A 25,244-nucleotide genomic window follows, 5' to 3' on the forward strand; every position below is an offset into this window, starting at 1 on the left:
AAAAAGGGGGCCACACGCATATCCGCTATCAATGTTTAGATTCCTGGTGGCACCCCTTCTATATTAGCTGTTTGCTACTTTTGTTAAAGCTTCGATTACACGATCTGCTTGGAATGGCTTTACAATAAAGTCTTTTGCTCCACCCTTAATTGCATCTAATACCATACCTTGTTGTCCCATTGCAGAACAAATAACAACTTTTGCACTTGAATCAATTTTAATAATTTCTTTTAATGCTTCAAGTCCGTCCATTTCTGGCATAGTAATATCTAATGTAACAATATCAGGTTGAAGTTCTTTATACTTTTGAATTGCCTCTACTCCATTTTCCGCTTCTCCGATTACTTCAAATTCAGAATTACTTTTTAATAAGTTTTTAATCATTGTTCTCATGAACATCGCATCGTCTACAACTAAAATTTTATGTGCCATTCTTTTTGATTCTCTCCTTCTATGTATAAATATATCTTAATATTTCACCTTATCATTCTCAATCATTATACAAAATAAAATGATAAAATTTAATATTTTTTTAAAAGAATTTCCGTATTTTTATTATTTATTATCAAAATAACAATATACTATTCTTTTATATAAATGACAACGCGACGATTTTTTTCCCAATTTTGCGGTGAATCATTTGGTACTACTGGCTTGGTATCTGCGTATCCTACCGCAGCCAGCCTTTTATCATCCACATTATACACTTCAATTAAGTGATGAATCATATTTGCCGCTCGTGCGGAAGATAATTCCCAGTTTGAAGGGAATTTGTCGTTATGAATCGGTCTACTGTCTGTATGTCCTTCTACAACAATGGGATTGGGTACCGATTGGAAAAATCCAACTAATTGGCTTATTATCTCTTTCGCCTCCGGTTTAACGTTCGCATCACCCGTATCGAATATTAAATTATCTACTATAACGACACTTACCCCTGTGTCCTCTCGGTATACGTTCACTTGACTAATACCGTTATTATCCACATATGCTTTTAACTTCTTATATAATTCATCCATTCTTTTTTTCGAAATCATTTTTTCATCATTTTTTTCATGTGAAATATCTGGTATTGTATTTTCCATTATTTTTGCATCTACTTGCTCCACATCACTAAACTTTTCAAGCATCTTTGACAATTTTACTGCATCCTGCTTTGAAGTAGCAACTAGTAATACAAAGAAAGTTAATAATAACATCGTTAAATCTGTAAAAGTCGTCATCCAACGAGGCGATCCCTTTTGCGGTCGTTTTATCATCACCATACCACTCCTTGCAATATTAGGCTGCTCGTTTTACTTTTTTTATTTTTGTTTCGTATACGTATGTATCGAGTTTCAATTTTAATTTAGAAGGAATTTGTCCACGATACAATTCTGAAATCGCTTCAATAACAAACTTCTTCTCTGTATATAAATCTTCAATACCACGATACACTTTTTCAGCAAGAGGGATTGCAATCATATTCGCAAGTACTGATCCATACAATGTCGTTAACATCGCAACTGCCATCCCTGTACCAATTTGTGATGTGTCTTGCAAATTTTGAAGCATAATGATAAGACCGATTAAAGTCCCTATCATGCCCCAAGCTGGGGCGAAATCACCTATTTTATCTAATAATGCCGCTCCCTTTCTTAACTCATACACTTCCGTTTCAACATCTTTCATTAACACTTCTTTTAATTCCTCTTCATCGTAACCACTTAACATTAATCGAATTCCTTTTTGAATAAAAGGATTGTCTACTTGCTCTCCATCAACTTCTAAAGAAAGTAGGCCGTGTTTTTTAGACTTTTTCGAAAAATCAACAAACAAATCCGTTAACTGTTCTAAATTTTCTTCTCTTCTATGTAAAACAGTAAAAATACTTTTCGTATATTTTTTTATTTCTCCAAATCGATATGCCACAACAATTGTCGCAGTTGTTCCCCCTATAACAATTAAAATAGATGAAACATCTAAAAAGTTTTTAAAAGCTTTTATTCCACCGCCGCCAAGCATAATTGCCGCTATTACAATAGCAAAACCTACTATTATGCCAACTGGGCTAGAAATATCAAACTTCCTTTTTTTTCTTTCTGGTCTAGCAAATCCTTGATTTTCGTCTCCCATATTCCTGCCCTTCCTTTTTCATTTTTATAAAACATTTTTTTATTTTAATAATGCGTTTTCACATATAATAAGTATTATACGCTTATCATCTATTTATCGCAATATACTCATAGAATTGACACATTTTATTTCCATATTAGAATTATAGTATGGATATATGAGGAGGATCACGATGGAACATAACATTTTACAAGTCATAGCACTAGCAGAAAAACTAAAATATGAAATGCGACATAGCTGGCTTTCTAACGGGCGTCAAGAAAGCGTTGCTGAACATACGTGGCGCATGTCTCTAATGGCCATTTTAGTTGAACCGTATTTAGATCAAAAAGTAAATATTGAAAAATTACTTAAAATGGTTATTATTCACGATTTAGTCGAGGCAGAAGCTGGTGATATTCCTGCTTTTGATACAATGAATAGTCATGAATTACAATTACAAAAACAAAAAAATGAGCAAGAAGCCATTTTAAATATTAAACGAACATTAAAAGGTTCTCTCGGCACGGAATTATATGATTTATGGATGGAGTTTGAAGCGAAAGAAACGTACGAAGCAAAAGTTGCTAACGCACTTGATAAACTTGAGGTAAAAATCCAGCATAACGAAGCTGATATTGATACGTGGCTACCAATTGAGCATAAAATGACATTCCAAGTAGCAAAGCATACAAACTTTGATTCTTTCCTATCTAAGTTACAAAAAATCATTGAGCAAGATGGAGAAAAGAAATTATTAGCTGCTGGCATTGACGTTGAAGCTTGCAAACAATAATGAAAAGACACTCAATATGAGTGTCTTATTTCATTATTGTTGATATAGCTTGTTTGTAAATAAGCTGTTGTTTTCCATCTACTAACATTAAAACGGTAAATTTGTCTATCGCAACAACTTCTCCTACTATTCTAACGCCACTCTTTAAAAAAATTGTAACAATACCTTTTTCTTCTTTTATTTGTTTATATAACTCTTCTTGTAAATGTTCCAAATACTTTCCCCTCCTTTTAACTGAATATCTTAATATAAAAAACTACAAATTATTTATTTATGTACTTTATCCTTTACATTCATAAACTTATTAATAAGTATATCTAAATCTCGGCTAAATAACAAAACTTTATCATGATCCAATCCATGTCTAGCCACAAGTTGAATTAGCTCTTTCTTTTTATTTTCTATTTTGTTGTGTAATTTTCCCATCTCCATCTCTTTACTAAAACTCCCTTTTCCCATAATATTACTTGTAAAATTATAGTACAAATCCTCACATAAAAAAATATAAAAATGGTTTTTTTTACAATTTTTATATTTTTTTATGAACAAATCGCGGAATATATAGCAATTCATTCACATAACCCTAGGTAAATATACAATCAAAATGACCATACAGGCGTTTGTCTAATTACTCAAGAGACTGGCTCCTTTTCCATACAAAAAACATACTGTATACAGTAGTCCATGAATTATATAGATTAACTTACTCAAAAGGAGGAAAACATATGAGTTATGGTGGAAGTTGCGCTGGTTTCGGCGGTGGATTTGCTTTGCTTATCGTACTATTCATCCTTCTAATTATCATCGGATGTAGCTGTTGGGGTGGCGGCGGATACGGATACTAATATATCCTATCCTTGACAAATGAACAAAAAACTATAAGAAAACAGCTCATATTTGAGCTGTTTTTCATACTTTCGTATGAAGTTATGTCCCTCCTTTTTGTGATTTCAACTAATAAAAAACCGTTTACTATGAAAACAGAAACATTTTTATTAAGGAGGATTACAATGATTAAAGGCCTTTACGAAGCCCATTTACCTGTCCGCAACTTAGAGGTATCAATATCTTTTTATGAATCACTTGGACTGAAATTATATAAAAGAGGAGATGATATTGCTTTCTTTTGGATTAAAGAGAATGAAAGTTGGCTCGGCCTTTGGGAAGGCGCAGAATACAAAGTTAATTATCACCCCTCTTTACGACACATCGCCTTTCAAGTAAGCTTACATGATTTAGAACATGCAATACATTGGCTAAATCAAAAAGGCATTTCAGCACGAAAAGACTTTGGAATGGAACCAATCGAACCAATTGTTTTCCCTGAATTAGCACATGCCTCCGTATACTTTAACGATCCTGATGGAAATAGTTTAGAATTGATTGCACAATTACCTGTTGGACTCCCTACAGAGGAAAAAGTGTATTTAAGTGAGTGGAAAAAACAAGTTCCAGCATCATTATTACATAAGGATTAATCTTTTTATGTCAGTTTCTTATTCTACATTTCTTAAAACAAATACTAACTTCAAAAAACTATTTTACGGGCAATCATTAAGTGTACTTGGAGATTGGTTTCATACAGTAGCTTTATTAACATTCGTCTATAGCATCACGAAATCACCGTTTATGATCGCACTTACTTTTATAAGTAAAGGTTTACCACAGCTTCTTCTTAGTCCATTCATAGGCGGAATTGTAGATCGTTTTTCTAAAAAGAATATTATGATTTTTACCGATATTACACGGGGAATTCTAGTCCTTACATACATACTCGCAAGCTATAAAATTGAAATCATTTTTATTGCCAATATATGTTTATCTGTACTTTCTTGCTTATTTGAGCCGGCTAAACAAGCAACCTTAAAAAACATCATACACCAAAATCATTTCGTCACTGCTAACTCTCTTTCTAGTACAATGAATGGTTTTATGTCTATTATGGGAGCTTCTTTAGGCGGAATAATTGCACAGTCTTTACATATTGAATTCGCTTTTTTAGTAAATAGCCTTTCCTACTTTGTTTCAGCCTATTTTATTTATAATATGAGCGTCCCTACTCATGATACTCGTAACGAAAAGAAAGCATTTTTTACTGATATAAAAGATGGTTATACATACATACTACAAACAAAAATTATTTTAACGTTAATTCTTGTCGGCATTTCATGGGGCATGATTGGCGGCGCTTATCAGCTACTTCTAACGATCTATGCCGAAAGAATTTTCCACACGAATATAGGAATTTTATATACGGTTCAAGGGGCTGGACTTATGATTGGAAGCCTCTTCATTACTCTTTATATGTCTCATAATAAAGAAAAAATGAAACAAGCATTTGGTTGGGCCTATTTCCTACAAGGCATTTTCTTTCTCGGATTTATTTTGTCTAATCAACTTATAATTGGTATCATTACATTGCTCTGTATGCGCATAGCAGGAGGAATCATCGTTCCACTTGATACGACATTACTTCAAACTTATACGAAGGACGATATGATGGGTAAAGTTTTTTCATTCCATTATTCCATTTACGGATCTCTTATTCAGTTATCCATGTTTTTTACAGGAGCGCTTTTAGAAATTCTTTCTCCACAAGTTATTGGTACCTTACTAGCTATATGCTGTATTTTTGTTAGTTTTATATGGCTTTACCTGTTTTATCGCGGGAAACTGAATGAAGAATCTACTGTCACTTAATAGCATGTTTATGTACATGCTATTTTTATTTATGTCGAAATACAGAGGAAAAAGGCGATTTATTTTCCTTACGTTCTAATTTTTTAGAATGTACAATAAATTTAGATTATAAGAAAGGAGATGTCCTAATGTTTGAAGATAGACTTACTATTTCAGCTGAGCAACAGAAGCTTATTTCCAATGCAACTCGCATTCAAATTCTTCACCTTTTAAAAGACGAAGCACTCACTGCAAAGCAAGTAGCTACTAAACTAAACAAATCTACTGGTAGCGTACATTATCACGTTCAAATTTTATATGATGGAGGGTTAATTGAATTAGTAGACACGAAAGAAAAACGAGGAATTATTGAAAAATATTACAAGGCAAAATCTGCTCATTTCTATATTGAAGAAAGCGGCACAGAAGGAACGAATACAGGCAGTCATATTGTATCTCATTTATTTTTAACTCCAGAGGAATTACAACAGCTTACTTGGGAGGTTACACAAGTTTTATTACGCTGGGAAAACAAAACCGCTCGTCAATCAAACTCCGAAGAGGAATACGCTATTTCCTGCAGAATTAAAAAACAATGAAAGAAAGGTCCAGCTACTCATGAAAAATAAATTATTATTATTGTCCGGAACAGGAATTTCTCGTTTAGGTGATTTTATGTATCTTATCGCCCTAAACTTAATGGTGTTAAATAGCACAAACTCCCCTGCTGCTGTAGCAGGATTATGGATTGTAGGTCCAATTGCCACCGTATTTACGAAAATATGGTCTGGTAGCATAGTAGATCGATTAAACAAACGGTCCATTATGCTTATCACAGATATCATTCGGGCAGCTCTCATTGGCTGTATACCACTATTTGATTCTATTTGGGCCATTTACATTTTTATCTTTTTGACTCGCATTGCTACATCATTTTTCGATCCAGCTTCATTTTCTTATAAAACAATGCTCATACGTACTGAAGAACGCGCGCAATTCAACGCTTGGAGTAGCTTTTGTACAAGCGGAGCTTTTATTATCGGTCCAGCTCTTGCCGGAATACTTCTCACCACGTACTCAGCAGCCTTTGTTATTTACTGCAACTCACTTTCCTTTCTACTTTCTACCATTCTCATTTACTTCTTGCCAAACATTACATTACAAACAAAGCAGAACGAAGAAGTTGCAAATACTTTCGTACAAACATTACGAAATGATTGGAAACAAGTTTTTTCTTTTGCTCGAACAGAAACTTACATTATTCTCATATTCGTTTTATTTCAAGCGACTATGCTTGTCGCTATGGCACTCGATTCACAAGAAGTTGTTTTCACAAATCAAGTACTGTTTTTATCCGATATAGAATACAGTATGCTTGTTAGTATAACTGGAGCTGCTTATGTTTCCGGTTCATTTCTTGTCTCTCTCTTTGCCAAACGATTACCAATTCAATATGGTATCGGATTAGGGACAATTTTCACAGCAATAGGTTATGTAATATTCGCCTTTTCAAATTCATTTATAATCGCAGCGAGCGGTTTCATTTTACTTGGCATTTCTTCATCATTTGCTGGTACTGGCTTTATAACATTTTATCAAAATAACATCCCTGTACATATGATAGGACGTATTGATAGCGTGTTTGATTCCATAAAAAGTTTTATCCAAGTCTTTTTCATTTTAGCAATTGGGGCATCGGCTCAATTTATTTCCGTTCAAATCACTGTAATCAGTAGCTCATTACTCATTCTTTTCCTTTCTTGTTTATTAGCAATCCGGGTAATGGCGCCTTCACGAGAAAAATATTTTAAAGCGACAGGATCATCATTGGAATATTAATTGCAACATAAAAAGCGGCTATTTTGCCGCTTTTTTCCTGTTTTAAAGGACAGTAAGCCCCCACTGATTTAAGTTTCACTTTATCCTTTTCGGCAAGAAGACTCCATCTGATTTGTGTTACGGGTGAAACCCAACAATTCAGGTGGAGATGAATTGCCGTCAGTCAATAAGGCTGAACTCTTTTGTTTCGCTTATAACAATTTTCCCGGGGGGAATGTTTGTTTCTTTTTGTCTTACGATATGTCGGAAATAAGGAGGGAATATATCTTAAGATAACGAAATTGGATAATCATAATCCTTTTGTTACTTGCACCAAAAGGAATGAATAAGTTAATTCTTTAAGAAAGGTGGTGAAAACAATGGTTAAAAAGAAAGCAGTGAAAGTATTACGGAAACAAAAGAAAAGAGAAAACATGCAACGTTTCACGCAGAAACAAAATATCGGGAGAGCTTGTCTGACTGCAAAAGAATTTCGTTTACTTCAGCGTATGTCACATAGTTCAAAAGCATTGCGAAATGTTGGGTTGTATACGATGGAACAAAGTTACCTGAATCATAACAGGATGGCTACTGTAAAAAAAGTGGACACTGCCATGCAAGCCGATATGAATTACTGGGGCATGCAATCAAACTCTGTCCAAGCGATTCGTAGAGCCTTATATGCAGAAGTAAAAAGCTTTTTTAAAGCAATGGAACAGTGGAAGAAAAATCCTGAGAAGTTCACAGGTCGTCCTAAGTTTCCGAATTATTCTCGTTCCACTGACAAACGAATTATTGAAATCTATCAAGTTCCAAAAGTGGATGAGAATGGGTATTGGATGATTCCGATGAGTGTTGCGTTCAGGAAAAAATTCGGTTCCATTCAAATACGTATGCCGAAAAACTTAAGAAATAAAAACATCTCCTACATTGAGATTGTACCGAAGCAAAAAGGTCGGTTCTTTGAGGTGCATTACACATATGAAATGCACGTTTCTCAAATGAAGAAACAATCCACGACCACCAGTAACGCTTTGAGTTGCGATTTAGGTGTAGATAGATTAGTAAGTTGCGTGACAAATACAGGCGATGCATTTTTAATTGATGGAAAAAAACTAAAATCTATTAACCAGTACTTCAACAAAATGATACGTAATCTAGGGTGGAAAAATATGGACAATGGAATTTCAAAACGTATTGTAACGAATCAAATGGCTGCACTTTGGCATAAACGAGAACGACAAATAAATGGTTACATTTCACAAACTGTAGGCCTGTTGTTTAAAAAAGTGAAAGCATGTAACATAGATACTGTTGTCGTAGGGTATAACGCTGGTTGGAAACAAAAATCGGATATGGGAAAAAAGAATAATCAAAAGTTTGTTCAAATCCCATTTCATAAATTGATTGCAGCAATTGAGAATAAATGTGTAAAAGAAGGCATCCGATTTTTGAAACAAGAAGAAAGCTATACTTCAAAAGCTAGTTTTCTAGACAAAGATCCGGTTCCAGTTTGGTCTAAGGATAATAGAGCCCAATATTATTTTAGCGGCAAACGAATCACTCGTGGTCTGTATCAAAGTAAAGCAGGAACATGTATTCATGCGGATATTAATGGTGCGCTGAATACATTGCAAAAATCACAAGTTGTAGAATTGGATGGCAATCTCAAAGTAAAAACGCCGATTCTATTAGAAGTGCAAAAACGTAAGGCTGTTGCTTCGCGCATAGCTTAGTGGGTGTGTCAACCATCCATGTGTACGCGACTTGTCGGGGCTTGTAGCACACGCCGGATTCATCTGAGTGGTGGCTTTTTCCGTAAGGAGGAACTGCTCTTTTTCGAAAGGGTGGTGCAAGTGGGAAAACAATCGTTCGTTGCCAGTACCAACCAAAAACATACTTGGGGTGTGACCATAAGGTGGCATGAATGCTAGAGCGTCAAACTGTCTAGCGATAGACGAAAAGACCTAGTGTTCTAACTCAAGCCCCACTGAAATGTTTTATCTCAGTGGGGGTAGTTGACGTTAAAATATGTATTGGATTTGATTATGTGGGAGGGCTATTTTGGAGATTATATTCACTTTCATATGTATTATATTAGTAGCTTCTATTTTACAAACAAGTACAGGTTTTGGCTTTTCTATTATGGCAACACCTTTCTTACTCATGCTATTCCTACCACAAGAAGCTATACAAATAAATATCATTTTATCATTAATTATTTCCATATCACTCATCTGGAAAATAAGAACAGACATTGATTTTATTCTACTGAAAAGATTAATTTTTGGAAGTATAGTTGGTGTTCCTTTTGGAATATTAATTTTCATTTCCATTAACATCAACACATTTAAATTAGCAATTAGCATCCTTCTCTTACTATTAACGTTGATGCTAATATGCAACTTTAAGATTCAATCAACAAAATCTAGAGATTTCATAGTTGGTGGATTATCTGGTGTTTTAACGACAAGTATCGGTATGCCAGGACCTCCCCTGTTACTTTATTTTACAGGAACTGATACGAAAAAGGAGAAGTTACGAGCAACTACATTGGCTTTTTATCTATTTATATATTTCATTAGCCTACTAACTCAAATACTCTTTACTGGAACAAACAAAACAATTTGGGAATCAAGTTTTTATGCCATTCCAATCGTATTTCTAGGTTTGTATATAGGTCAAATTATTTTCAAATGGCTTAATCAACGGATTTTTAAAATATTTACGTACATCCTTTTGAGTTGTACGGGTATGTATCTTCTTATTGAAAGTTTGCATTTGTTATAAGTAAACTTTTCAAGACAATAGATGCTTTAAATTGTACAAAAACTCATAGATTTAAACGATAAAAAGCGGCTATTATGCCGCTTTTTATATTCACTTAAACTAACGTTTCATCACACAGCTCTGTTACATTTTTAAAATATTGCAAGTTCTCTTTCGCTTCAGCTTCATTAAATAAATTGAGCTGTTTCATTATTTGAGCAGCAAATTCAACATATGCAGACCCTACCGCTGTTATGATTTTCCCATCAACGGTTACATCTTTATTTTGTTTATATTCCCATTCATGTAAATGAGCTAATTGTTTTTCATCTGGTGTTAATGATGTTGAGAATTTCTTCTTATTAAGTACCCCTGCCGCATGCAGTAAAGATGTCCCTGCACAAATACCTGCTATCCATTTATTTTGCTTATGTAATTCGTTCACGATAGATAATAACTTTTCATTTTCTAAATGATCAAAAATATGCCCTCCTGGTACAATAAACACTTCATAGTCTGCTACTTCAATATGCTCGATAGCGACATGTGGTTGGCACAAAAATCCACCTTCCCCTGTAACTGTTTTTCCGTCTACAGTTGCTGTTATTATTTCAAATTCCTTACTTATCAAAAATAAACTCGCTATATTCACTTCAAATTCTGCAAATCCATCGAACAAAAAGATTAAAGCTTTTTTCATAGTATCTCCTCCCCCTATACTTATTCGAAGATAATCATATTTCTCCTCCAAAAAAGGCAAACCCGCATCACAGGTTTGCCTTTTTACTCATTTTTTATTTAGTCCTTTTTCACTTAAAAACTCTTTCATATGCATTCTTTTTTCTTTAGACATAAACGAACTCATTGATTCCGTCCATGTTACGTTTTTCTTATTTGATGATCTTGCTTTGTAATACGAACTCATCGTTTCATCGTATTCGTTTAGTAATTCATCATATTTCTTTTCATCATACCCATTTTCATGAAGGATTGCTGCTACCGGTAAACGTGGTTTCACTCCGTGATCTTCATCTGGTACACCAACTGTCATTCCGAATACAGGATATACTTTTTCAGGTAAATGAAGCAATTCACTTACTTCCCTCGGATTATTGCGAATACCACCAATATAACAAATACCGTATCCTAACGATTCTGCTGCTAGCGCTAAGTTTTGCGCGAAAAGTGAAGCATCTACCGTCGCAACGATAAAGTCTTCTACTCCTTCATGCTTTATTTCTGTACCATGTTTTTCACATGCCATTTCAAGACGTTTTAAATCCGCACAACAAACAAAGAATGCTGCGCAGTCCTTCACGTGACGATTCCCGGATAACTCTGCTAGTTTAGCCTTTAAGTCTTGATCGGTTACATATATAACAGAATACGCTTGTACAAAATGCGAGGAAGCGGCATGCTGCGCAGCTTGCACCATTCTTTCCACTACATCTTTTGGAATTGATTCTTCTTTATATTTACGAACTGAAACGTGTTGCTCCATTTTATGTATGATCTCATTCATGAAAAACACTCCTTTTTCTCATCATAATGAAAAATTAACATATCTTTTCCAATATTCACAACTTATAAGCACAAAAAGAGCGATTCTTTTTTGAATTGCTCTTTTTAACATATATATTATTACGGTAAATGAAATCATATCAACGATTCCTTGCACTATATCAACGATTTTTCGAATATATCGACGATTCGACAAGGGATATCGACTTACCGACAAATAACGACAAACTCACATCAAATTATGCCTTATCTTATTACGCTGTTTTCAAAACTTTAATACCTTTTACGATATTCCAAATGAAGTAATAAATCCCCACAAGAATGAACACCGCATATGTGATCATCATGCCAATTCCAGCACCATCAGATTGATTGAAGCTTAAACCATATATGCCCGATACTGCTAATCCACCAACTAAAATCGCATACGGGAAAATATGTGACCAAAATGCTTTTTTCGCGTGATATTTCACTTCATCCTCCGCAACGAAGTACACGATAATTGGTAGTAAAAATGGTGCAAAAAAGATACTAAAGTAACATAGGGAAGATAATATATGATTTCCTTTCATCCGATTCACCTCTAAATAGTTTTGTTATCTTCATTATGTCAGGAATCCGTTCCAGAAACTATCGCTTTACCTTTCATGAACATGACATATTTGTAAGATTTTCATCAAAAATAATCCCGCTTAGATTTCGAGGCGGGATTATTTTCTCTATATTCGATTCATAAACCAATATTGCGTAATAGCTAAATACTCTCTTATATTCGATGGAATGACAATTCGCTTCGGCGTTTCGGCCGGAAGACCTTCTAATTGTAACCCTTGCTTTGCTGCTATTTTTTTCGCTCTAAACATATGGAAGTCATTTGTTACGATCATTCCCTTTTTCATATTGTCCGGAATTAAAGGTTTTGAGAATTTAATATTTTCATCTGTACTCGTTGACTTATCTTCCATTATAATGCGGTCTTCTGCAATTTTTAGTTTCATTAATCCATGTTTCATTGCTAATGCTTCTGAAATATCTTCTCCTTTTCCTTTCCCTCCAGACACAATAGCAATTGTTTTCTCATGTGATTGTAAATAGTCAGCTGCTTTATCAATACGATATTGCAATGAGTACGATGGTTTCGTTCCGTTTACTTTCGATCCTAATACAATTATATAATCCGCATCATAGGTCACATTCATTTGCCCATGCTTATAAATGTTATATTGTAAAAATCCCACATAAACGGCGCAAACCATTATAATGCCTATCATATACTTCATTATTTTCTTCTTTTTCATATCCGTATACTCCTATTTTCTTTGCTTCTTCCATGATAATATCCATTTATTTGTTTGTATACAGACAAATTCCAACTCATCCTAATTTATCCTCTGGAATGTAATATTTATATTTCTTTCGGGAACAGTAAGTACAACTTTGCACGAAGGAGTGTCTCTATTGCTTCTCTTTTTATGTAACGTATCGTTCTTTTTCATCTTATTTTTACTATCACTCAAGTTACTCGGTAAATCAGCTTTAGCACAACTAACGCCTCATGATTTTGGTGCTATTATCTTTTTATCTTATTTAGCTTTTCAAGCTATACCAGTCTCAGGTGCTTTACAAGCTTTTCTCGGTATGGTCGTTATTACATGTTTGCATTTGCTTCTTACAAAATTAAGCTTACTAAACAAACTGAATCGTTTTATTCTTGGGCACCCGATTATTTTAATTAAACATGGTGACATTATTTTTGAAAACTTACAAAAAAGTAGATATCCAATCGCTGAACTTCTTTCTAACCTTCGCGTCGCAGGATATCCAAGTGTTCACGAAATTGAATATGCTATTTTAGAAGCGAATGGCGCCATTAGCATTTTACCAAAGCGTGAACTTGTACCATTAACTCCGAAAGATTTGAACATAGATGTTACATATGCCGGATTACCAATTGCCCTTATCGTTGATTCACAAATTCAATACGATAACTTAAAGTTAATTCATAAGGACAAAAAGTGGTTATATAAAGAGTTAAAAGAAAAAGGAATTACAAATATTAAAAACGTTGCTTTCGCGTCTGTTCAAGAAACAGATGGATCTTTTGCTATTAGTTTAAAAAAATAGAAAATCCCCTTCATTTCTTAAGGGGATTTTCTTCATTATATCGCTTCTTTCTTTCCCGCCATATTTAATGGAACAGGATGTTTCATACGATTCATCGTAAATACGATAATCGCTGTCAATACTTCCGCTACTGGCATAACGAGCCAAATTCCGTTTATCCCAAATAATTTCGGCATAATCCATAATAATGGAATAATGAATAGCAATCCACGGCTCATTATAATAAGTACTGATTTCGTCGTTTGTCGCACTGATTGGAAGTACTCTCCATACACAATGTTATAGCCTAAAAATACATATTGGATAAAGAACAAGCTCATACCCGTTAATGTTAATTCCAATAACTCTGGAGATTGGACATCAAATAAACCAATAATATATTTCCCGAAGAATAATCCGACAATTATTGCCACTCCTCCAAGTACAACTGCAATTTTCACAGCGAACTGCAATCCTTCGCGCAATCTTTCTGATAAATTCGCACCGTAGTGGAAACTAGCAATTGGTTGTAACGCTGCTCCAACGCCGAAGAATAGTAGTAATGTCATCGCATGGATACTATTTACCATCGCATAGGACGCAACCCCTACTTCCCCTGCATATTGAACGAACGCAATATTAAAACCGATTGTTACAATTGCAACCGTACTTTCAGCTGTAAAACTTGGAAAACCTATAATCATAATTTGTTTCACTGTATCCCACTCAAAATGGAATTTCGTCCATTTTAAAATACTACTTTTTCTAAAGAAGTGAGTTAATAATACAAGGAAACCAATCGCTGCCGAAAGAATAGTCGCTGAAGCAGCACCAGTTACGCCCCATCCAAAGATGAAAATAAAGATATAGTCAAACACTATATTTAATACAGCCGTTACAACTAAACCTGCCATTGCTAAATTAGGATTTCCATCATTTCGAATAAATGTACTTAAAATATTTTCTAAAACGTATATCATTCCAAATGTTAATAATACGTGTAAATAGTCTAACGCATACGGTAAAATCACTTCGTTTGCTCCGAATAAATATGCTAAATCTTCTATTCTCCATAAACAAATCGCTGCTAATACACCTACGATAATTACCGCTACTGTCATGGATTGAGTAAAAATAGACCTTGCTCGTTCTATTTTATTTTCACCTAATGCAATGGAATATAACGTTGCCCCGCCCATTCCAATCCATAATGAAATTGAAAAGAAAATTGAAAACGCTGGAATAGCCACGTTTACTCCTGCTAATCCGTTTGCTCCAACTCCCCTACTAATCATAACCGCATCAATTACAATGTTAACTGACATTAATACCATTCCTAGAACGGCTGGTATTAAATACGAAATAAATAAGCTCTTTATCGGTTTTTCTCTTAACTTTTCTGTTGCTTCCATACTATTTTGCTCCTTTTTTTCAACTCTCTTTTCTCAGTTTAAACCTTAAAGTAACTTGAAGGTCAATAGAGAATTTGAAAATAGGTAACTTACTTATCGTGTTTCATGCCAATTTGTAATGATACGATCCCTACAACTAATTGCTTTATTTTTTCATGATAGGAATTTGAATTTCTGTTACTTGTTCCTCTGGATTTTCTGTTACAGACCAATCAATTAATGCAATCTCAATTGCATCTCCACTTATTTCGTATCCTTCTTGATCAATATATTTCATTAGCTTCTTATATGTTTCATCAGTTTCTTCATATGGCCCATGATGATATACACAGGCAAACATACCTTCCTTAATTTCATCTGAACTCTGTACTTCAAAAGGCATGTAATCCAAAAGAATAAAAACACTGCTATATGCTTGAAACTCATTTTGCATTAATCCTTTTTTCGCGACTGTTACACCGATATCTCCAGAAAATAAGCTATCATCCATTTGCCTCATATTTTTTTGCAACGAATGAATGTAGTACTCAAACATATCATCCGTCGTATCCGGGGCAACCGCAATAGCTGTTATTTTTCGCTGCGGGATCTCTTTTATTACCATTTGTTCAGCTTTTGCTTTTGTTGCTTCCTTAATTAAATGAATTCTATGCTCCATTTTCGCCAAAGCATACTCAATTTCTCTTTGTTTTTTCAACATCATCTCTTGTTGTTTTTCCAGTAAATTGAGTGCATATGCTGGATTTCTCTCATCAATATATTTTTTAATTTCCTTTAATGGAATGTTTAATTGGCGTAAAAACTTAATCGTATCTAATAGTGAAAATTGATCGATTGTATAATAACGATAATTTGTTTGCGGGTCCACAGTGGACGGATGAAAAATTCCCTTCTCATCATAATAGCGTAAAGTAGATTCCGCTATATTATGCATTTTTGCCATTTCTCCAATTGTAAAGCGTTTATTTAATAACATCTTTTATTTCCTTCCATTTCTATTTATTTCATTATATGTTCATTCTGTCTTCAAAACAAAAAAGAATTCCCCTACGAGAATTCTTTTTATTAACTCTTAAACCTCTATTATTATAGGAAGGATCATCGGTTTTCTTTTTGTATTAGTATATATAAACTTCCCTAAAGCCTCTCTTACTTCTCTTTTCAAAATACCCCAACTATTCACATTCTCTTTCTTCAAATTATTAATTGTAATAACAGCTAATTTATTTAATTCCTTCAAAAACTCTTCTGAATCACGAACATAGACAAATCCACGAGAGATAATATCAGGACCGGAAATAATTTCTCCATCCACTTTATTAAAGGTAATAACTATTACGAGCATTCCATCTTCTGAAAGTTGTTTTCGATCACGTAATAAGGCATTTCCAACATCACCAATTCCTAATCCATCTACATATATATTTCCAGCCTGTATTTTTCTAGATTGAACGGCCACTTCATTACTAATATCTACAACATCTCCATTACGAACGATAAAGATATTTTCTTTTTCGACACCAATTGATTCTGCTAACAAACTATGGTGATGTAGCATTCTAAACTCTCCATGAATTGGGATAAAATATTTAGGTTTCATTAAAGTGAGCATTAATTTCAATTCTTCTTGATACGCATGACCAGATACATGGACTCCAGTAGAACTACCTGATCCATATATTACTTTTGCTCCTAAAGCAAATAAATTATCTATAATTCTTGAAACGTTACGTTCGTTTCCTGGAATCGGAGTCGCGGCTATAATAACTGTGTCTTCTGGCAAAACATCAACTTGTCTATAGTTCCCACTCGCTAAACGCGCTAAAGCTGCCATCGGTTCTCCTTGACTTCCTGTACAAAGTATCGCTACCTGCTTTGGATCTAAACGATTTACCTCACTCGCTTCAATTAACATGCTGTCTGGAATATGTAAATATCCTTTCTCTAGAGCAACTTCTACTACATTTACCATACTTCTGCCGAGCAAAGCCAATTTTCGATTTGTTTTTATGCAAGCTTCAACTATTTGCTGAACACGATTCACATTAGAAGCAAATGTAGAAATAATTACTTTTCTATTTGCTTTCATAAATATTTCCTCTATCCGTTCTCCTACCGATCTCTCTGATGGAGTAAAACCTGGTCGTTCTGCATTTGTACTTTCAGATAGTAACGCTAGTACACCTTCACTACCTATTTTAGCCATTTTATGAATATCAGGATGTTGGTTATTTACTGGTGTTAAATCAAATTTAAAATCCCCAGTATGTACTACATTACCTTCTCGAGTATGAAACACAATACCGAGACAATCTGGAATGCTATGATTCGTTTTAAAAAATGTCGTCTTAATAGAACCGAGATCAATTTCTGATTCTGCGTGAATGACGATTAATTCTGTATCATTTTGAAGATTATGCTCTTTTAATTTAATTTCAATTAAACCTAACGTTAACTTCGTCGCATAAATTGGTACGTTTAGTTGTTTTAAAAAATATGGTATTCCGCCAATATGGTCTTCATGTCCATGCGTCACGACTAACCCGCGAATTTTTTCTTTATTTTCTTGTAAGTATGTGATGTCTGGAATTATTAAATCAATTCCTAATAAACTTTCATCTGGAAATTTAGATCCACAATCAATAACGACAATATCATTTTCATATTGAATAGCATACATATTTTTTCCTATTTCATTTACTCCACCTAAAGCAACGATAGACAAGTTGTTTTTTAATGAATTCAAATGATAAAACCTCCCTTTCACATTTATAATTCGTGAAATAGCATTTAGGCTTTATTATTTGTAATAAAAAAGGACTTCATACTATTTCATACATATAAAATCCACACGCTAATCTTATATGTATATCCGTAATAACACCGTCTCTCTCTAAAAAAGCTCCCATTTTTCATTGATTTTTTGCAAAATATATTATATATTAATTACAGGTTCAAATTACAAGTTCAAAAGAACTCTTAATCAGACCCTTTGTTTAATGGGTTTTACATATTTTCATTAGGCAAATTCCGAGAAATCGTATGATAAAAATAAAAATGATGAGGAGAGGATCCGATGGAATTCGAATTTTTCTTTCAAATTGCACTTATTTTATTAAGTACAAAGCTTGCTGGTGATCTTAGTGTTAGATTAGGCCAACCTTCTGTACTCGGTAAATTAATTGTCGGTATCGTTATCGGTCCAGCTGTATTAGGTTGGATTGAAAATTCAGAACTTCTAACACAATTAAGTAATGTTGGGGTTATTCTTTTAATGTTTATGGCCGGTCTTGAAACAGACTTAGAGGAATTAAACGCAAACCGTAATTCTTCTTTAGCTGTTGCACTTGGAGGTATTATTCTTCCATTCGTAGGTGGTTACGTTTCTGGTCTTGTTATGGGAATGGAACAAGGAAATGCTGTATTTTTAGGATTACTTCTATGTGCGACAAGTGTTAGTATTTCCGTACAAACACTTCGCGATTTAGGAAAGATGAAAACACGTGAAAGTACAACTATGCTGGGCGCAGCTGTATTTGATGACATTCTTGTCGTTATTTTATTAGCATTTGCAATGAGCTTCTTAGGTACAGACGATGTTAACTTAACAATGATTATCTTGAAGAAAGTTGTATTCTTCGCTTCTATTATTTTAATCGGATGGAAAGGTGTTCCTGCGATTATGCGCTGGTTATCACCACTACGCGTATCTGAGTCTATCGTGAGCGCGGCTCTTATCATCTGTTTCTCATTCGCATATTTCGGCGAATTATTAGGAATTGCTGGTATTATCGGTGCTTTCGCAGCTGGTATTGCGATTTCTCAAACGAATTACAAACATGAAGTAGAAAAGAAAGTAGAACCAATCGCTTACGCTATGTTCGTTCCAGTGTTCTTCGTAAGTATCGGTATGAATATTACATTTGACGGTATTGGCGATCAAATTTGGTTCATCTTAGCATTAACTGTTATCGCTGTATTAACGAAACTAATCGGTTGTGGATTGGGTGCACGAATAACTGGATTTGACGCTAAGTCTTCTGCAATTATCGGTGCTGGAATGGTTTCTCGTGGTGAAGTTGCACTTATCATCGCTGGAACAGGACTTTCTTCAGGTCTACTAGTACAAGATTACTTTACAGCTATCGTTATTGTCGTTATTTTAACTACAATGATTACACCACCAATGTTAAAATACACTTTTGGTGCAAAAGATAAAGCAATGAAAGCAAGTAAATAAGTTTCATAAAAAAGAAGATTACTATCTTATAAGATAGTAATCTTCTTTTTCGCTTTATTTCTAAACAATTTTATTCGTTTTTAACCATTTTTCAAAAATAATTCGTGCTTCTTCATCACCCATATCAATACTAAATGAATACACCTTAATGCCGTAATCATCTATATATTCACCTAGCTTCATTTCCTCCACCTTTTTGTAAAATTCGCCTGCCTCATCGTGCGGAATATACGCATCCCAAACTGGTTCATGCATTCTTTTATACGCCGTCACTTCTAAATCATATCCATCTTCATAATATCCGATGTGATAATGTTGACTAGAATCATATTTCTTCATAATAAATTCCCCTCCCCTTTGAAAATTCATCATATTTCACATAATAAACAAAAGCGAGCTGTATATTACAGCTCGCTTCATTCATTAAATGCGTTCCATCGCTGTCTTCAACGTTCCAACAACAAAGGCAATTTCTTCACTTGAAATAACAAGTGGTGGTGCTAATGTTAAGACATTATTATATCCTGCTGTTGTCATACCGTTCCGCCCTATAATTAACCCTTTTTCTTTACAAGCATTTACAACACTTGCAATTTTGTCGTTATCAATTGGCTCTTTCGTCCCTTTATCATTTACTAGTTCGATTCCAACTAGTAGACCTTTCCCTCTAATATCTCCTACCAGTGGATGTTCTCCAATTTCTTCTTTTAATTGCTCTAATAAAAGCGAACCCATTTGTGCAGATCGCTCAATTAAATTTTCATTTTCCATAATTTCTAAGTTTTTAAGCGCTAATGCACAAGCCGCGGGATTTCCACCAAATGTATTAATATGACGGAAGAATTCATATTCTCCCTTTCCTTTAAATGCTTCATATATTTCTTTTTTCACAGCTGTTGCTGATAATGGTAAATACGCGCTCGTAATCCCTTTTGCCATCGTAATAATATCTGGCTTCACATCATAATTCATAAATCCAAATGGTTTTCCTGTACGTCCGAAACCACAAATAACTTCATCACTAATGAGCAATGCACCGTGTTTTTGACACGTTTCATGAACAGCTTTCATATAGTCCTGTGGCGGCATTAAAATGCCTCCGCCCGTAATAATTGGTTCCATAATAAAAGCTGCAATCGTTTCACTTAATTCCCATGTCATAACGCGATCTACTTCTTTTACACATTCTACATCATAAATGTTCTCTCTTTCTATTCCAGGCATACGATAACAATCTGGCGGTGTTACATGTAAAAAACCTGAAGCAAATGGCTCATATTGATATCTACGCTGTGCTTGTCCCGTCGCTGCCATCGTAGCCATTGTATTGCCATGATACCCGCGGTAACGTGACATAAATTTATAACGATGCGGTTCACCTTTTTGCGCATAGTATTGCCTTGCTATTTTAAAAGCTGTTTCGTTCGCTTCCGAACCACTATTAGAGAAGAAAATAACATACTCTCCTCCAAGCCACTCATTTAATTTTTCTGCAAGTTTTATAGCCGGTTCATGCGATTGTGACATCGGAAAGTATGATAATGTTTGCAATTGCTCATATGCCGCCTCTGCAAGCTCTTTTCTGCCATATCCACTATTCACACACCAAAGACCACTCATACCATCTAAATATCTTTTTCCTTGTATATCCTCAACCCAGCACCCTTCTGCTTTTGCCCCTATCATTGTACTATTTGGACTAAAGGGACGCATTCCGTGCCAAACATACTGCTCATCTTTTGCTAATAGTTCATCAGTCTGTTTCGTTTTCATCATTTCTTCCACCTTCCATAACAACTTATTTTTCACAAAAGCTGTGCTGGTGCCATGATGATTTAAATTTCTCCCTGCTTATTTTCATTCCACAAAATTAAGACAAATCCTACTTACAAAGCAGTATTATTTACAAGAAAATGACAAAAGAAAAAGGAGCTTTTCTTATATATCGAAAAGCTCCTCTTTCTTAATGCGAAGACGCATCACTAATACCATGACCAGTATTAGATTTCACAAGAATTTCATCAAACTTCGCCGCGTCTTCTTTCTTACTAGATAACACGGTTCCTAAATATGCAGCAAGGAATCCAAGTGGGATCGAAATAATTCCAGGTGTCGTATATGGGAATATCGCTTCTCCAACAAATATAGCTTTTCCAGCTACAGGATTCCAAACATTCGGACTTAGCGCTACGAGAACAATTGCTGAAACAAGTCCAACAATCATACCAGAAATAGCACCTGTCGTATTAAAGCGCTTCCAATATATTGTGAATAATATAACTGGTAAGTTTGCACTCGCTGCAACTGCAAATGCTAATGAAACTAAAAACGCTACGTTCAATGTTTGAGCAAATAACGCTAGTATAATAGATAATACCGCTACTCCAATAGACGCATAGCGAGCCATTGATACTTGCTCTTTTTCCGTTGATTTCCCCTTGCGAATAATTTCATTATAAAAATCATGTGCAAAGGCTGACGCTGCTGTTAATACAAGACCTGCCACTACAGCTAAAATCGTTGCAAAGGCAATGGCTGATACGAAAGCAAATAAGAAATCTCCGCCTAACGCTTTTGCTAATAAAGGTGCTGCCATATTACCAGCAGGATTCGCTTTAATAATTGCCTCATTTCCTACAAATGCGGCTGCCCCAAATCCTAAGAAAATTGTCATAATATAAAATGCACCGATTAGCCACGTAGCATAAACAACAGATTGACGTGCTGTTTTTGCATCACGCACTGTAAAAAAGCGAACAAGAATATGTGGTAATCCAGCTGTACCAAGAACTAGTCCTAAATTTAAAGATAGTGTATCAAGACCATCTTTATACTTTACCCCTGGATTTAAAAACGAATCTTTTAATGGTGTAGCTACTTTCATTTGCTCGAACATTTCAGTCACACTGAAATTAAATTTTGCGAAAACGATAACAGAAATAATAAATGTACCAGCCATAAGTAATACAGCCTTAACAATTTGTACCCAGCTCGTCGCAGTCATTCCGCCAAAAATAACGTACACTGTCATTAATGTACCAACGATTAAAACGGATGTCGTATATTCAATTCCTAATAATAATTTAATAAGTGCACCCGCCCCAACTAATTGTGCAATCATATAAAAAATCGAAATCGTCATCGTATTAAGCGCTGCAACTCCGCGAACTTTTTTCGCATCAAAACGCGCCGCAATCATATCTGCTAACGTGTACTTTCCTAAATTTCTAAGCGGCTCTGCAACTAAGTATAATACAACTAAGTAAGCAACTAAGAAGCCGATGCTATAAAAGAATCCATCAAACCCAGTTAATGCAATCGCGCCGGCTATACCAAGAAAAGACGCAGCAGACATATAATCTCCCGCAATGGCCAGACCATTTTGCCAACCAGTTAATCCCCCTCCAGCTGTATAGAACTCACTCGCATTTTTCGTTTTCTTCGAAGCAAAATAAGTTATGACGAGTGTGCCAAGAACAATGATTAAAAATAGTGCAAAAGCGGTTGTATTCAAAGTCAGCCCCTCCCTTTTTGCATATCTTGCAAAATGTTTTGTGAGATTTTATCAAAGGACTCCGCTTTTTTGCTGTAAATCATACATAATGACCACGTCATGATAAATTGTGCAAAAGCAAATATCCACGCCCACGTAACATCACCAAATGCTGGTGTATTGAGTACCTTTGAGTACGATGTTAAAATAGGTAACGCAATAAAAAAGCTTAAAAAGAAAATACTCATTGGAACGATGAACTTCTTTTTCGTATTTAATAACAATTGAAATTCTTCTGACTGAACAACCTCGGTATAATTCACCTCATTTTGTAACTTACGTGCTGACGTATCATCTCGTTTCATTCTCTAATCCCCTCTCTTACTAGAAATACAATTCCCCCTTGTATACCTAAAGACTAAATTTTATAAATATTCTGAAACTTATTTTCATTTTAGACAATCCATACATTCCTGCAAAGATTTTTCGATAGACATTTTTCGGCAATTTCCCCTAAATTTTTAATATACTTTTTCAACATACAATTTATGAACTTCAATCCCGTATCAGCGAAGCTTTCATACTCGTTATAACAAAATAAAAAAGCAGTGCTTATCGCACCACTTCTGTTTTTTTCTCTTTTTCTAAATTACGAGCTGTTTCGCTTAATTCAACATCTTTTCCATCTTTAAGCGTTCCAAATAGGAAATCGAATACTGGATTGGAAACACCAAACCAAAACCTTTCATTTTTATAATGGTGTAGTATGTGCTGTTTTTTTAGCCATCTTCCAAACTTAGTAACAGGACGAATTGGCTTATGTGCAATATAATGTTTCCATTCATAAACGAGAAGCATGATAATCATTCCGATTCCGAATGAAAGTGTAACAGTAACACTTTTTGTTATAGCGTACGATATTAGTAAATATATAGTAAAGCTCGGTATACTAAACCATACAGGCAAAAATAAAAGCTTTAAATCATCTGGATATACGTGATGATCATAATGTAATCTTCTTAACATTTTTAATAAAAATACGTTTTTAGGTGGTTTTAAGTGAAATAAAAAACGGTGTGTCATATATTCGTTAAGCGTATAAAAAACAATCCCAAACAAACAGGCTAACATACCGATCCATGTAAAAAATTGCATTTTTAAAATAATAATGAAAACAAATAATATACTATACATAATAACGATATCATGTTGTAAAAAGAACTCTTTCCCCACTCTCTTCATGTTCCTTCCCCCTTTTCCAAAAAAACAGCCGCAACATATCGTTACGACTACTTCTTTTATTTTCTATTCTTATTCTATTCGCTTTACAAATTTGCCTGCTGTTCTATTGTCGAGAAAAAATTGTTCGATCCAAATATATTTTGCTTTGGAATAATATGTTCCACCGCAAACACTGTTACTTCTCCTCTTTGTACCTCTCCAATAATGAGTCCAAATACTTCATGATTTACCGCAAAAGTTGGTTGCTTTGTTTGTAGTAATCTTGCCGCATTATGAAATACCGCTTCATATAGTGGATTCCTATCAGTAATTTCTTTTCGGATTTTTGGTGCTAACGTAATAATAATTTCTTTTCCGTCAATAGTGGTTCGATACATAAAAATCTCCCCTTCAATCTTATGTGAACAACTGTAAAGCTTTGTATGCAAAATGGATAGAATATCCTACTAAAATAATACCTGCTCCGGCTGTTATATAGCCAAGTGCTTTTTGCTTTAATAAAGTTCTGCCAAAATGGACAGAAAAAGCGATATTTACATTCCATAAAATAATACCAACGATAATACAAAGACTGTACAAAAACGCTTCTTGTTTCGTTACCTTCGTGAGCAGTGAGCTAAGTGTACTTCCATATATCCCAAACCAAAAAACAAGGTTTAATGGATTGGATATCGCAATTAAAAAACCTGCCATAAACGATTGTTTCAGGCCACCTACCTCTTCTTTTTTATATTCCATATTCGAGTGGGAAATTCCTTGTTTTACACTTTGAAATCCTAAATAAAATAACAAGAAAAAACCTGTGCAATACATAAAAGCTTGTACATATGTATACATAAACAAAGAAGATAAACCGAAATAAATGAGAAGCATAAACAAAATATCTGCAGTCATTCCACCAATTCCAACAACCCACGCATGCCAAAAACCTCGTTCAATTCCTCGTTTTAACATTTCAATATTAATCGGACCTACTGGTGCAGCTAATGAAATACCTAATACAATTTGTTGTATAATCGCTCCAAACATCGCTCTATCCTTTCTACTTCCTTTACTATTAAGTAATGATGTAATGAT

Annotated in this window: 29 protein-coding genes; 10 read left to right on the forward strand and 19 right to left on the reverse strand. The window is 34.5% G+C overall.

Annotated elements, in window-relative coordinates:
* Positions 1 to 63: 63 nt before the first annotated feature.
* From ACZ76X_RS06285 to ACZ76X_RS06295, 3 genes are all read right to left on the reverse strand, one after another.
* Positions 64 to 432 (reverse strand): response regulator, encoded by a 369-nt coding sequence (locus tag ACZ76X_RS06285; protein ID WP_000940576.1) that lies wholly within the window; start codon positions 430 to 432, stop codon positions 64 to 66.
* A 149-nt stretch (positions 433 to 581) separates the two neighbouring features.
* On the reverse strand, positions 582 to 1,259 hold the full coding sequence (locus ACZ76X_RS06290; protein ID WP_147776406.1) for an OmpA family protein: 678 nt from the start codon (positions 1,257 to 1,259) through the stop codon (positions 582 to 584).
* A gap of 22 nt (positions 1,260 to 1,281) precedes the next feature.
* Positions 1,282 to 2,115 (reverse strand): flagellar motor protein MotP, encoded by an 834-nt coding sequence (locus tag ACZ76X_RS06295; RefSeq protein ID WP_263704982.1) that lies wholly within the window; start codon positions 2,113 to 2,115, stop codon positions 1,282 to 1,284.
* A 172-nt stretch (positions 2,116 to 2,287) separates the two neighbouring features.
* Here ACZ76X_RS06295 and ACZ76X_RS06300 point away from each other — a divergent pair, with 172 nt between their 5' ends.
* Positions 2,288 to 2,890 carry an HD domain-containing protein gene (locus ACZ76X_RS06300; protein ID WP_479849944.1) on the forward strand — a complete coding sequence of 201 codons (603 nt, stop codon included), beginning with the start codon at positions 2,288 to 2,290 and terminating at the stop codon, positions 2,888 to 2,890.
* 25 nt (positions 2,891 to 2,915) lie between these two features.
* Here ACZ76X_RS06300 and hfq read toward each other — a convergent pair whose 3' ends face one another.
* Together hfq and ACZ76X_RS06310 are read right to left on the reverse strand one after the other, a co-directional pair.
* Positions 2,916 to 3,104 carry an RNA chaperone Hfq gene (hfq, locus tag ACZ76X_RS06305; RefSeq protein WP_000400660.1) on the reverse strand — a complete coding sequence of 63 codons (189 nt, stop codon included), beginning with the start codon at positions 3,102 to 3,104 and terminating at the stop codon, positions 2,916 to 2,918.
* Positions 3,105 to 3,157: 53 nt separating this feature from the next.
* Positions 3,158 to 3,376, reverse strand: coding sequence for an aspartyl-phosphate phosphatase Spo0E family protein (locus ACZ76X_RS06310; protein WP_002096752.1), 219 nt, complete (start codon positions 3,374 to 3,376; stop codon positions 3,158 to 3,160).
* Between the two features lie 239 nt (positions 3,377 to 3,615).
* On the opposite strand from ACZ76X_RS06310, the gene ACZ76X_RS06315 reads away from it, so the two are divergent.
* From ACZ76X_RS06315 to ACZ76X_RS06345, 7 genes are all read left to right on the forward strand, one after another.
* On the forward strand, positions 3,616 to 3,735 hold the full coding sequence (locus ACZ76X_RS06315; RefSeq protein WP_000120179.1) for a YjcZ family sporulation protein: 120 nt from the start codon (positions 3,616 to 3,618) through the stop codon (positions 3,733 to 3,735).
* 165 nt (positions 3,736 to 3,900) lie between these two features.
* Entirely contained in the window at positions 3,901 to 4,368 is a 468-nt protein-coding gene (locus tag ACZ76X_RS06320) for a VOC family protein (protein WP_479849945.1), read from the forward strand.
* 7 nt (positions 4,369 to 4,375) lie between these two features.
* Positions 4,376 to 5,590: an MFS transporter gene (locus ACZ76X_RS06325; RefSeq protein ID WP_479849946.1), complete on the forward strand. Its 1,215-nt coding sequence runs from the start codon at positions 4,376 to 4,378 to the stop codon at positions 5,588 to 5,590.
* 128 nt (positions 5,591 to 5,718) lie between these two features.
* The gene (locus tag ACZ76X_RS06330) at positions 5,719 to 6,168 is read left to right on the forward strand and encodes an ArsR/SmtB family transcription factor (protein ID WP_479849947.1); all 450 of its coding nucleotides are present in this window, start codon (positions 5,719 to 5,721) and stop codon (positions 6,166 to 6,168) included.
* A gap of 19 nt (positions 6,169 to 6,187) precedes the next feature.
* A complete protein-coding gene (locus ACZ76X_RS06335; protein WP_479849948.1) occupies positions 6,188 to 7,408 on the forward strand; it encodes an MFS transporter in 1,221 nt (406 codons plus the stop codon).
* Between the two features lie 359 nt (positions 7,409 to 7,767).
* Complete coding sequence (locus ACZ76X_RS06340; protein ID WP_479849949.1) at positions 7,768 to 9,123, forward strand: RNA-guided endonuclease TnpB family protein; 1,356 nt, start codon at positions 7,768 to 7,770, stop codon at positions 9,121 to 9,123.
* Positions 9,124 to 9,451: 328 nt separating this feature from the next.
* Positions 9,452 to 10,177, forward strand: a complete 726-nt coding sequence (locus ACZ76X_RS06345) for a sulfite exporter TauE/SafE family protein (protein WP_479849950.1) — start codon at positions 9,452 to 9,454, stop codon at positions 10,175 to 10,177.
* Positions 10,178 to 10,271: 94 nt separating this feature from the next.
* Here ACZ76X_RS06345 and ACZ76X_RS06350 read toward each other — a convergent pair whose 3' ends face one another.
* From ACZ76X_RS06350 to ACZ76X_RS06365, 4 genes are all read right to left on the reverse strand, one after another.
* Entirely contained in the window at positions 10,272 to 10,856 is a 585-nt protein-coding gene (locus ACZ76X_RS06350) for a DJ-1/PfpI family protein (protein WP_479849951.1), read from the reverse strand.
* Between the two features lie 87 nt (positions 10,857 to 10,943).
* Positions 10,944 to 11,678: an oxygen-insensitive NADPH nitroreductase gene (gene nfsA / locus ACZ76X_RS06355; protein WP_479849952.1), complete on the reverse strand. Its 735-nt coding sequence runs from the start codon at positions 11,676 to 11,678 to the stop codon at positions 10,944 to 10,946.
* Positions 11,679 to 11,931: 253 nt separating this feature from the next.
* Positions 11,932 to 12,249 (reverse strand): magnetosome magnetite crystal formation protein family, encoded by a 318-nt coding sequence (locus tag ACZ76X_RS06360; RefSeq protein WP_479849953.1) that lies wholly within the window; start codon positions 12,247 to 12,249, stop codon positions 11,932 to 11,934.
* A 147-nt stretch (positions 12,250 to 12,396) separates the two neighbouring features.
* The gene (locus ACZ76X_RS06365) at positions 12,397 to 12,948 is read right to left on the reverse strand and encodes a YdcF family protein (RefSeq protein WP_479850434.1); all 552 of its coding nucleotides are present in this window, start codon (positions 12,946 to 12,948) and stop codon (positions 12,397 to 12,399) included.
* A gap of 187 nt (positions 12,949 to 13,135) precedes the next feature.
* On the opposite strand from ACZ76X_RS06365, the gene ACZ76X_RS06370 reads away from it, so the two are divergent.
* Complete coding sequence (locus tag ACZ76X_RS06370) at positions 13,136 to 13,801, forward strand: DUF421 domain-containing protein (RefSeq protein WP_479849954.1); 666 nt, start codon at positions 13,136 to 13,138, stop codon at positions 13,799 to 13,801.
* A gap of 35 nt (positions 13,802 to 13,836) precedes the next feature.
* On the opposite strand, the gene ACZ76X_RS06375 is transcribed toward ACZ76X_RS06370, so the two are convergent.
* The 3 genes from ACZ76X_RS06375 to ACZ76X_RS06385 form a co-directional block, all read right to left on the reverse strand.
* Positions 13,837 to 15,192: an MATE family efflux transporter gene (locus tag ACZ76X_RS06375; RefSeq protein ID WP_098667202.1), complete on the reverse strand. Its 1,356-nt coding sequence runs from the start codon at positions 15,190 to 15,192 to the stop codon at positions 13,837 to 13,839.
* A 145-nt stretch (positions 15,193 to 15,337) separates the two neighbouring features.
* Positions 15,338 to 16,168 carry a MerR family transcriptional regulator gene (locus ACZ76X_RS06380; RefSeq protein ID WP_479849955.1) on the reverse strand — a complete coding sequence of 277 codons (831 nt, stop codon included), beginning with the start codon at positions 16,166 to 16,168 and terminating at the stop codon, positions 15,338 to 15,340.
* Positions 16,169 to 16,264: 96 nt separating this feature from the next.
* The gene (locus ACZ76X_RS06385; RefSeq protein ID WP_479849956.1) at positions 16,265 to 17,938 is read right to left on the reverse strand and encodes a ribonuclease J; all 1,674 of its coding nucleotides are present in this window, start codon (positions 17,936 to 17,938) and stop codon (positions 16,265 to 16,267) included.
* Between the two features lie 330 nt (positions 17,939 to 18,268).
* On the opposite strand from ACZ76X_RS06385, the gene ACZ76X_RS06390 reads away from it, so the two are divergent.
* A complete protein-coding gene (locus tag ACZ76X_RS06390; RefSeq protein WP_479849957.1) occupies positions 18,269 to 19,432 on the forward strand; it encodes a cation:proton antiporter in 1,164 nt (387 codons plus the stop codon).
* Positions 19,433 to 19,492: 60 nt separating this feature from the next.
* Here the strand turns inward: ACZ76X_RS06390 and ACZ76X_RS06395 are convergent, their stop codons facing one another.
* The 7 genes from ACZ76X_RS06395 to ACZ76X_RS06425 form a co-directional block, all read right to left on the reverse strand.
* Complete coding sequence (locus tag ACZ76X_RS06395; protein WP_479849958.1) at positions 19,493 to 19,771, reverse strand: DUF3986 family protein; 279 nt, start codon at positions 19,769 to 19,771, stop codon at positions 19,493 to 19,495.
* An 84-nt stretch (positions 19,772 to 19,855) separates the two neighbouring features.
* Positions 19,856 to 21,205: an aminotransferase gene (locus ACZ76X_RS06400; RefSeq protein WP_479849959.1), complete on the reverse strand. Its 1,350-nt coding sequence runs from the start codon at positions 21,203 to 21,205 to the stop codon at positions 19,856 to 19,858.
* A 190-nt stretch (positions 21,206 to 21,395) separates the two neighbouring features.
* Positions 21,396 to 22,946, reverse strand: a complete 1,551-nt coding sequence (locus ACZ76X_RS06405) for a solute symporter family protein (RefSeq protein ID WP_479849960.1) — start codon at positions 22,944 to 22,946, stop codon at positions 21,396 to 21,398.
* Positions 22,947 to 22,948: 2 nt separating this feature from the next.
* Positions 22,949 to 23,290, reverse strand: a complete 342-nt coding sequence (locus tag ACZ76X_RS06410) for a DUF485 domain-containing protein (RefSeq protein ID WP_098667208.1) — start codon at positions 23,288 to 23,290, stop codon at positions 22,949 to 22,951.
* Positions 23,291 to 23,537: 247 nt separating this feature from the next.
* Positions 23,538 to 24,167: a sterol desaturase family protein gene (locus ACZ76X_RS06415; protein ID WP_479849961.1), complete on the reverse strand. Its 630-nt coding sequence runs from the start codon at positions 24,165 to 24,167 to the stop codon at positions 23,538 to 23,540.
* 83 nt (positions 24,168 to 24,250) lie between these two features.
* Positions 24,251 to 24,544, reverse strand: coding sequence for a cytoplasmic protein (locus tag ACZ76X_RS06420; protein WP_479849962.1), 294 nt, complete (start codon positions 24,542 to 24,544; stop codon positions 24,251 to 24,253).
* 19 nt (positions 24,545 to 24,563) lie between these two features.
* Positions 24,564 to 25,196 (reverse strand): LysE family transporter, encoded by a 633-nt coding sequence (locus ACZ76X_RS06425; protein WP_212958301.1) that lies wholly within the window; start codon positions 25,194 to 25,196, stop codon positions 24,564 to 24,566.
* Positions 25,197 to 25,244 lie beyond the last annotated feature (48 nt).

The sequence above is a fragment of the Bacillus sp. BC05(2025) genome (assembly GCF_056725905.1).